Annotated in this window: 12 protein-coding genes; 2 read left to right on the top strand and 10 right to left on the bottom strand. The window is 67.2% G+C overall.

The window, feature by feature from the left end:
* Positions 1-152 precede the first annotated feature (152 nt).
* Complete coding sequence (gene istB, locus AB0P06_RS36385; RefSeq protein WP_363615213.1) at positions 153-914, bottom strand: IS21-like element helper ATPase IstB; 762 nt, start codon at positions 912-914, stop codon at positions 153-155.
* Between the two features lie 306 nt (positions 915-1,220).
* Between istB and AB0P06_RS36380 the strand changes: the two genes are divergently transcribed.
* On the top strand, positions 1,221-1,508 hold the full coding sequence (locus AB0P06_RS36380; RefSeq protein ID WP_363615210.1) for a hypothetical protein: 288 nt from the start codon (positions 1,221-1,223) through the stop codon (positions 1,506-1,508).
* A gap of 92 nt (positions 1,509-1,600) precedes the next feature.
* Here AB0P06_RS36380 and AB0P06_RS36375 read toward each other — a convergent pair whose 3' ends face one another.
* The 6 genes from AB0P06_RS36375 to AB0P06_RS36350 form a co-directional block, all read right to left on the bottom strand.
* The gene (locus AB0P06_RS36375; RefSeq protein WP_363615208.1) at positions 1,601-3,154 is read right to left on the bottom strand and encodes a hypothetical protein; all 1,554 of its coding nucleotides are present in this window, start codon (positions 3,152-3,154) and stop codon (positions 1,601-1,603) included.
* On the bottom strand, positions 3,151-3,474 hold the full coding sequence (locus AB0P06_RS36370) for a helix-turn-helix transcriptional regulator (protein WP_363615207.1): 324 nt from the start codon (positions 3,472-3,474) through the stop codon (positions 3,151-3,153). The genes AB0P06_RS36375 and AB0P06_RS36370 overlap by 4 nt, the downstream gene beginning before the upstream one ends.
* Entirely contained in the window at positions 3,471-4,541 is a 1,071-nt protein-coding gene (locus tag AB0P06_RS36365; RefSeq protein ID WP_363615205.1) for a tyrosine-type recombinase/integrase, read from the bottom strand. The genes AB0P06_RS36370 and AB0P06_RS36365 overlap by 4 nt, the downstream gene beginning before the upstream one ends.
* Positions 4,542-4,656: 115 nt before the next feature.
* The gene (locus tag AB0P06_RS36360; RefSeq protein ID WP_363615203.1) at positions 4,657-4,857 is read right to left on the bottom strand and encodes a hypothetical protein; all 201 of its coding nucleotides are present in this window, start codon (positions 4,855-4,857) and stop codon (positions 4,657-4,659) included.
* Between the two features lie 87 nt (positions 4,858-4,944).
* A complete protein-coding gene (locus AB0P06_RS36355) occupies positions 4,945-5,397 on the bottom strand; it encodes a hypothetical protein (RefSeq protein ID WP_363615201.1) in 453 nt (150 codons plus the stop codon).
* Between the two features lie 151 nt (positions 5,398-5,548).
* The gene (locus tag AB0P06_RS36350; RefSeq protein ID WP_363615199.1) at positions 5,549-5,761 is read right to left on the bottom strand and encodes a hypothetical protein; all 213 of its coding nucleotides are present in this window, start codon (positions 5,759-5,761) and stop codon (positions 5,549-5,551) included.
* A 79-nt stretch (positions 5,762-5,840) separates the two neighbouring features.
* On the opposite strand from AB0P06_RS36350, the gene AB0P06_RS36345 reads away from it, so the two are divergent.
* Positions 5,841-6,116, top strand: a complete 276-nt coding sequence (locus tag AB0P06_RS36345) for a hypothetical protein (protein ID WP_363615197.1) — start codon at positions 5,841-5,843, stop codon at positions 6,114-6,116.
* Between the two features lie 69 nt (positions 6,117-6,185).
* On the opposite strand, the gene AB0P06_RS36340 is transcribed toward AB0P06_RS36345, so the two are convergent.
* The 3 genes from AB0P06_RS36340 to AB0P06_RS36330 form a co-directional block, all read right to left on the bottom strand.
* Positions 6,186-6,725: a hypothetical protein gene (locus tag AB0P06_RS36340; protein WP_363615195.1), complete on the bottom strand. Its 540-nt coding sequence runs from the start codon at positions 6,723-6,725 to the stop codon at positions 6,186-6,188.
* Positions 6,718-6,909 carry a hypothetical protein gene (locus AB0P06_RS36335; RefSeq protein WP_363615193.1) on the bottom strand — a complete coding sequence of 64 codons (192 nt, stop codon included), beginning with the start codon at positions 6,907-6,909 and terminating at the stop codon, positions 6,718-6,720. The genes AB0P06_RS36340 and AB0P06_RS36335 overlap by 8 nt, the downstream gene beginning before the upstream one ends.
* A 268-nt stretch (positions 6,910-7,177) precedes the next feature.
* Positions 7,178-7,660, bottom strand: a complete 483-nt coding sequence (locus tag AB0P06_RS36330; RefSeq protein WP_363615191.1) for a hypothetical protein — start codon at positions 7,658-7,660, stop codon at positions 7,178-7,180.
* Positions 7,661-7,832 lie beyond the last annotated feature (172 nt).

Genomic DNA, 7,832 nt, shown 5'->3' with positions numbered 1-7,832 from the left:
AGCAGAGCAGCGGCGCCGAGCGAGCGAACTCCAGTCCACACTCACACCATCAGGTGACACCAGAACCAGTCAAACACTCACAAACCGCTCTCTCACATGTACGCCGCCAGCTGGACCCGCGGGGTCCAGCCCTCCGTGCTGCTGGTGGCGTGTCAGTTCGGGGTGGGGAAGAGAGATTCTTGGGTGGCCTGATAGCGGTAGGACTCGGTGCCGGTCTGGATCAGGATGCAGCGGAAGGTGATCCGGTCGGCGATGGCCGCGCAGAGGCGGGCGTCGCCGAAGGTCCTGTCCCACTCGGTGAAGGGTGAGTTCGTGGCGACGGCGGTGGCCTTGCGCTCCTCGCGCTCGGTGAAGATCTGGAACAGCAGCTTCGCGCCCTTGCGGCCCAGGTTCAGGTAGCCGAACTCGTCCAGACACAAAAGATCGATCTTGCCGTAGCGGGCGATCACCGAGGACAGCCGACGGCTCGCGTCGGCCTCGGCGAGCTCGTTCACCAGCGCGCTGGTGGTGGTGTAGCGGACCGACAGGCCGGTCTCGGCGATCGCGGTGCCGATGCCGATCAGCAGGTGGGACTTGCCGGTGCCGGAGTCGCCGATCAGCACCAGCGGCCGTCCCTCACGGACCCAGGTCGGGGACTTCAGGTCCGCCACGAACTCCGGGGTGACGTTCGGGTTCTTCTCGAAGTCGAAGTCCTCCCACCGCTTGGGCCGCGGAAATCGGGCCAGCCGCTGCTGGCGGCGAAGGTCCCGCTCGGCCTCGAAGTCGAACCCGATCGAGGTCGGCCGGCCGTGGATGTGCCGGGCGTCCTCCGCGATGTCGATCGCGACCAGCCGCTCGTTCAGCTCCGCCAACGAGTCGACCGCGGGAGGCGGGACCGGGTGCTTGCGGCGGAACCGGCCGCCCTCGTGCTCCACCCCGCCCTTCTCGTGGGCGCCGTCCTCGCCGGGCGCGCAGTAGAACGCCGAGAACTCAATCTTCCGTGAGTTCAGAGATTCTGAAGTGTCGGCAGGGTGAACCCACGGAAGCTCAGGCGCCACCGAGGTGTCGGTGTCCGCGCGAGATTTCAGTCGGCCACGCGAACCTTCAGTCGCCGTTTCAGTGGAGCCCCACTTGGAGGTGACAGGGGCCACCCCTGCCAACCGCTCCCGAAGCACGTGAGACAGACTGATCTGCGAACGTCAGCGCCCAGCAGCGAAGTTGCCCCCCGGACAGGAGAGCACGTGCAGCCCGAACCTCCCACCTCGTCCCCGGCCAGCTCGCCGCTCGACCCCGCCTCACCGACGGAGATACGGCGGCAGTACCAGCTCGTGAGGAGCCTGCTGCACGAGGAGCTCACCGCCACCGACGACCCGGACTGGCGCCAGCAAGTGCTCAACCACCTCGAACTCGCCTCGTTCTCCGCTGGGTACCTGCTTGCTGCCGCTGACCGCGATTCGCTCCAGGTGGCAACCGCGGCGCACAACCTCACCGCCCTCGCGCTCACACCGCTGCGCCGACCGCAGTCGTAGGTGACCACCAAAGACTTCATGTGACCGCAAGTCCTCGCAGGCCAGAGGACTGTGGCCGGTCCGTGCTGCCAGCTGGGGGTCGAAGTGGCTGCTCAGGGCTTCTCTCCGGTCTGTTCTGCGGCAGACTCGGAGGCTGCATTGGCGTAACGGAGGCTGGCCCTGGCGCTGAGTGAGAAGACGTGGGCGAGGTGTAGGGGATCGGCTCCGGTGACGGCAGCCTCTTCGAGGATGCGGTCCTGTCGGAGCCGGTCCAGACCGACGGGCAGCCGTTTGACGAGGCGGTCGAGCCAGAAGGTGCCAACCGTTGTCGTGGTGGTCGCCGTGTTGCGGCTGATCAGCAGGTGCGGGTTGGTGCTGTTGGGCCAGCGACGGCGACGGTAGGCCAGGTAGTCTGCGATCGCCTCAGCGGTGTAGTCGTCCAGCGGCCGGTCGAATCCGTCCGAGTCGAGGCGACGGCCGGGCAAGTCGACCTCGTCCAGCTGGAGCGCACGGATGCGCCTGGCGGGCAGTGCGTGGACGCCCGCGAGGGCGACGACCACGCGCAGGGCGGGATTCTGCCAGGCAGCAAGGGCGACGGCGTCGACTTCCTGGTCGGTGAGCGGAACCGGCACCGAGGTGTGGTTCTTGCCGGTTGTCACCCCTCGCATTGGGTTGGCGAAGACGAGCCGTTCCTTCTTCAGCACGTTGAACAGGCTCCGCAGGGCACTGGCCTCGTGCACCCGGTTGGGGCGGGCGGCCAGCCAAGTGGCGACGTCGTCGCGGGTGACCTGACGCAGTGTCGTGTAGGTCGACGTCCGCTCGCGCAGGAACGGCCGGACCAGCCTGAGCTGGGTAACAACCGTGGACCGGGAGCGAGGGAGCCGGCGCCGGGTGCCGTTGCGCGAGACCGCGACCCAGGCGTCGACCTCGGCCCGTATCCCGGCGGGAAGGAAGTCCAGGTGCTTGTCGCACCAGGTCTGCACGGTGTCGGGCCGGTCGTCCAGCAGCACGTCCAGATCCTCGAAGACCTCCAGGACGTGGTTGGAGGGGATCGCATTGTGGGTGAGCTGGGCGATCGTGGACGCTCGGATCGGCTCGCCGATCCCGTGGACCGCGCAGAGGATGCGGATGCCCCTGCGGACGGAGCCGAGTGTGCGCGGAGGCCAGCCTCTCAGCTCCGCGATCTGTACGGCACGCGCTTCCAGGACGGCGGCCAGGCCCGGGTCCAGGAGCGGTGCCAGGCTGCTGACTCCGCGCAGGTCACGGGCCATCTCGAACAGCGGCAACTGCTTCCAACGCGACCGCACGGAGTGCAGCCGCCGGTCCGGTGGCCCGTCTGCGGTGTTCTGCGGACGGGGTGGCAGGCCGCCGCGAGGACGCAGGGTGCCGATGATGAACAGCTGGTGACCTGTGTGGGCAGCGACCGCCAGGTCGACGCGCGTCTTATTCTCCGGTCCGGCGATCAGGCTGGCCTGCCGGCGGCAGAGCCGGCAGACACCGTCCTGGGCGGCCACCTCGCGGTCGCAGATCTCGCAGTGATCGCCGGTGGCCTTGGCGACGAAGCCCCAGCAGGCCTTGCAGCGGGGGCGGTCGAGCCATCCCCAGCCCAGGCAGTCCCGGCAGCTGCGGGTGGCCCAGGGACGGCGTCGACGTATCGGCGCGCTCACAACGGCGGACCGGACCGGCCCAGACGGCGACGAAGCACGAGCGGGCTGCCGCCCACCACCTTCCGCTCGGCCTGCTCATCCACGTTGTCTGGCTGCCGATGGTCGATCGGCTCGGGAACCAGGAGGTCGGCGGGTGTGCACTGCAGCACCGAGCAGATCACGTCCAGGTCGTCGAGGCGGACGGTCAGCGGGCGGCCCGACCACAGGTGCGACATCTTGCCCGCCGAGATGACCAGCCCGGCGTCCGCGAGCATGCGCTGCAGCTCGGACGCCTTCCAGATGTCGCGCTGGGCGGCGACCATCCGCAGGTTCCACTTCACCGTGTCCTCCCGAAGCGTGCGGCGGCTCGCTGGCCAGCCCGGACCCACGCGTCCTCAACGTGGGATTGCTCGACGTGAACGTAGATCATGGTGGTGTTGAGCCACTCGTGGCCGAGGATTTCCTGGATGGCCACGACGTCCATGCCGCTGCGGTAAAGGTCCGAGGCCGCGAAGTGCCGCAGGACGTGCGGGGTCAATTGGCCTATCTGGTGCGGGAGATGGCGCGCGACGACCTCGGCGAGGCCGGACCGCAGCGCGTCGTCGGTCACTGCCCGGCTGGAGCCGTCGCCGTACCGGCGCTCGGAGGGAAACAGCGGGGCCATGGGGTCCTCGGCTCTGTCGTCGAACTCCCAGCGAGGGCCGGTGACCCACCACTCCAGCAGGTCACGCGACCCGTTGATCAGCGGGACGAGCCGTTCCTTCTTTCCCCGGCCAACGCTGCCCTTGCCCTTGAAGAGGATCTTGCCGAACCGGCCAAGGTCCCACCGGATGTCGCCGATCCGCAGCAGGCACAACTCCGAGATGCGCGGGCCGATCAGACTGGTCAGACGGGCGGCGGTGTAATTCCGCGCGGCCGGCGCGTACTTGCGTGCGGCCTCCATGTCCGCCCGCCACCCGGAGAACAGCCTCGTCGCCTCGTCCGCCGAGGGCGGGATCCGCAACCGCGAAGCGGTGCCGCCGCGAGGCCGGTTGACCTCGTCCAGTGGCGACTCGACGACCACACCGGTGGCCGCGTGGATCGTCGCCTTGTGCCTCAGCTCTAGGAACTCGAAGTAGACGGCGAACGCGGCGGCCTGGCGGACCTTGGTGCCCGGCGCCGAGCCGCGGCGATGTCGGCCGAAGTACCGGTCAAGGTCCTGCGGCTGCATCTCCCACAACGGTCGACCAAACCACTCCCGCAGCCCGAGCACCCCGCCGATGTCCGCACGGATCGTGCCATCCAGCACCCCGGCGGAAGCCCGGGCGAGCACGAACTCCGCCAACAGGTCCTGCTCGAACGCGGCGACCTCCTCGGCGGACTCCAGTCGCAGATCGGGCCGCAGGTCGCGCACGACGGCCAGCGCCATCCGTCCTCCCCTTCAGCTTTCAGGCGGCCTCACCATAGCAGCTGATGATACTTCAGGAATCCTGAGGGATGTACGGAATTCGCCAGCGCGAGTGTGACCTCGCTAGACCTGCAGATCAAGCTGCTGCCGAGGCCACCAGAGGGCTGGATCGGATCAACGAACCCACGGGAACATGGACATACCAGGACTTGAACGACACCCACCGCGCCGACTCCAGCCGCGAGCGCCCGAACAGCACCTGCTTGACCGCCGGCTTCAAGTTGTCGTACCGGATGTGCACCGACAGCACCCCGCCCAGCACCGTGAACGCCTCCACGTGCCCTTCCAGGAACGCCTCCTGGGACGCGGTCGCATAGACCCTTCTCTGTACTTCGCACCCCAATGCCCGAGTGGATCTTGGGCTTCAGTTGGCGGGACTGACCGGTTGAGTCGGCGAGGGCCAGGGGTACGTAGGATCCTCAGTGATCTTCACCTGTTGCGGGGCGTTTCGGGGGAAGGTCCAGATGCGGCCCAGGGTGCTGGTGGCGGTCACCGTGGTTCCATCCAAGGTGACTTCGGTGAACGGATTGGACGAGCAGGAGACCGCGAGCCATTCCAAGGTGTGGTGGTCATCGTCCCGCGTCAGGGCGACCCAGCCGATACTGCCGTGGTCCGATGATTCACCTGCGAGGGCACGGCTTCCGGCGTAGGTGCATGAGGCAAACGTCGTATCGACGTCCATCCAGTCACTGGGGGTCCACGCGGTGGCCCGGAGGACCTCCCACCACTGCCAGTTCTCGGCCCGCATGTCATGGCGCTGATCTGCGGGGGAGAAGCGCATGAGCCTCATCACCGACAGAGATCCGTCGGAGAACATGATGAAGTCTCCGTGGGGTGCCTCCCGGGCACGCCAACGTGCATGGACCAGGTCGGCATTGGGTGTTGCGACGGAGGAATTCACACCCGCCATGATGACATCGAGGAACGGCGCATGCTGAAGGCCTAGATCATCACCGATGAGTGATCGCCTATCCGAGCGATGCGACCCCGGCTTCACCGTGCCCGGCTTGGGCACGTAGGCGTTCGGCCTGCTGTTTCTTGTCGGCGATGTGCCGCAGGCTTTCCTGCAGGCCGGCGACCTCACCGAGCCACTGCATCCGCTGGGCCTCTCCGATGCGCTGGCGGGTGTTGGTCTCGATCTCCAGCAGCCGCGGTTCCTGGGCCGGGTCCAGGCGGAGCATGGGGCACCTGACACAGGCTTCTCTGAACTTGTCGGTTGGGCCCCTGGACCACCTCCGGAACCTCGATGGAGTCGGGGTGATGACTGGGAACCGAGGCCGTTGGCCGAAGATCGATGAGGAACGCGGCGTCGAAGACGTGACGCTTCTGATCTTGGAGTGGCTGGGCGAGCAGGGTGTGAACGTCATGATCAGGATGGACGCCGAGAGACTGGCCGACAACGCGCCAGCGTGGACGTTCGCCGCCAGCGGCGGCCCGTTGGCGCATGGGATGCGAGCCGACGGGAGGACTGTTCGGCAGTGCATGTCCGTTGCTCTGGCCCGCCTGCGCGACTCCGGTCTGTCGGTTCCGTTCTGATCTTCGACCGCCTTTGCTGAACCTCGCCTTGGGAACTCGGTTGGGGCGATCTGATTGCTGGAGGGCTGGTCAAGGCAGGAGCGGTCGGGTTGCGGTCCAGGCCACGAGTCGTTCCCGCACCGGGCCTGGTGCCAGGTAGCCGACCAGGCTTTCGAGATGTGCCGTCAGGTTCTTGTGTCGCCGCAGCTCGCGGATCTGCCCGGTGGGAAGGTCGCGCCAGTCCTCGGCGAGAGCGGCGGCCTGCGGGGGCGTGAAGGACAGTGCGTCGAGCGTGTCGGACGCCAGCGCCGCGGGACTCCAGTCGGGGTCCGTGTCGTCGGGGCCCAGCCGGTCGATTACCCAAATCCGGAGCATGAAGTCCTGCTGAGCCACGCGCGCTGGGTGTCCCTCGGCGTGGTCGAGCATGCGTCGGTTCGCGAGCAGCGACAGCTTCGCCCACTGGCGACGGGCTTCCTGGGGATGGCTGGAGTTGTAGGCCTGTCCCTGCGCGGCGACGCGTGCCGTCTCAAGTTGCTGGCCGCGGGCGTCATGGATAAACGTCTGGAGCTGGTCGAGCGTCCACGTGCTCAGATCGTGGCCTGGTTCTTCTCGATGTGCGTCGCTACTCAAGGTCCCCGCTCCTCGTCGTAGGCATGCCGAGGCTGATGGTGGTCTTCTGGAACTGCCTGTCGATCTGGGCGAGCTTATCCTCGGCGCCGGCGAGGCTGACTTTGAGTCCTTCGACCTCTCCGAGCCAGCCCTCGCGCTCGGCCTCGGCAATGCGGGCGAGGAGGTTGTCGCGGATCTCCTCCAACCGGTCGCGCTGGGACGGGTCCGGCCGAGGAGCGAGCAACGAACGCAAGCTTATCCGAACTAGCCCAGCTCGGCGCTGAGTTCGCCTGCGAGCGGTTCGCCACGGAAAGTAGTCGTGTCGAGTGGGGCGAACGGACTCTCTCGGGCGTGTCGTATGTTGCGCGACTTTGAACATGTGTATGAAGGCGGTGACGGGCCCAATATTGACGAGGCGGCCCCGGCGGCCGTCAGGCCACCGGGGCCGCCGTGAACACTGGTCGGCTTCACGCTCACAGTGTCGCGGGGCACTCATGCTGATGGGGCGGGGGTCCCACGACGTTGAGGATCGGGTGTTCTCCGTCCGGGATTTCGAAGACGAAGGTGACGCCGGAGGACGTGGCCTCGATGGCGCATTGGTTGCCGAAGGTGAGGGGTGTGTAGGGCTGCCAGGCGCAACCGACGCGGTCGAGAGAAGCGATCACGTCGGCGTACTTGGGTTGGCCGGGGAAACGATCCCGGCCGACCAGGCCGGCAGGGAGGCCAATGACATCACGCCAGGTCTGGAGGCAGATCAGAGCGATCTTCTGGCAGCGGCAGACACTGAGTTCAAGGTCGCCGTAAGCGAACAGGCGCGGCCATGACCGCCGCTTCCCGACGACCACTTCCCAGGGCTCACCGAGCGCCGCGGTGACCTGACCCCAAGCCGCGCCGTTCTCAACCGGCCCAAGGTGTCCCGACCGGGCGAGCTCCGCAAGGACGTCGAGTAGCTCCATGAGGCGGAGCCTGTCATCTGCGGCAATAGGCTGTCCAACGGCTTCGGGCGGGCCCGGATAGTTGCGCGGTCCTGCTATGAGAGGGCGGTTCGAGAGTTGATGTCCGTTTCGAGTTGAGGTTGGGGAGAGGGCTGCTGGCTGCGGGGGTTCGGTCGGCTACTGCTTCTTGGTG

The sequence above is a fragment of the Kitasatospora sp. NPDC088351 genome, from assembly GCF_040685575.1.
In the GTDB taxonomy this organism is placed as follows: domain Bacteria; phylum Actinomycetota; class Actinomycetes; order Streptomycetales; family Streptomycetaceae; genus Kitasatospora.
This window is presented reverse-complemented; position numbering and strand designations above follow the sequence as displayed.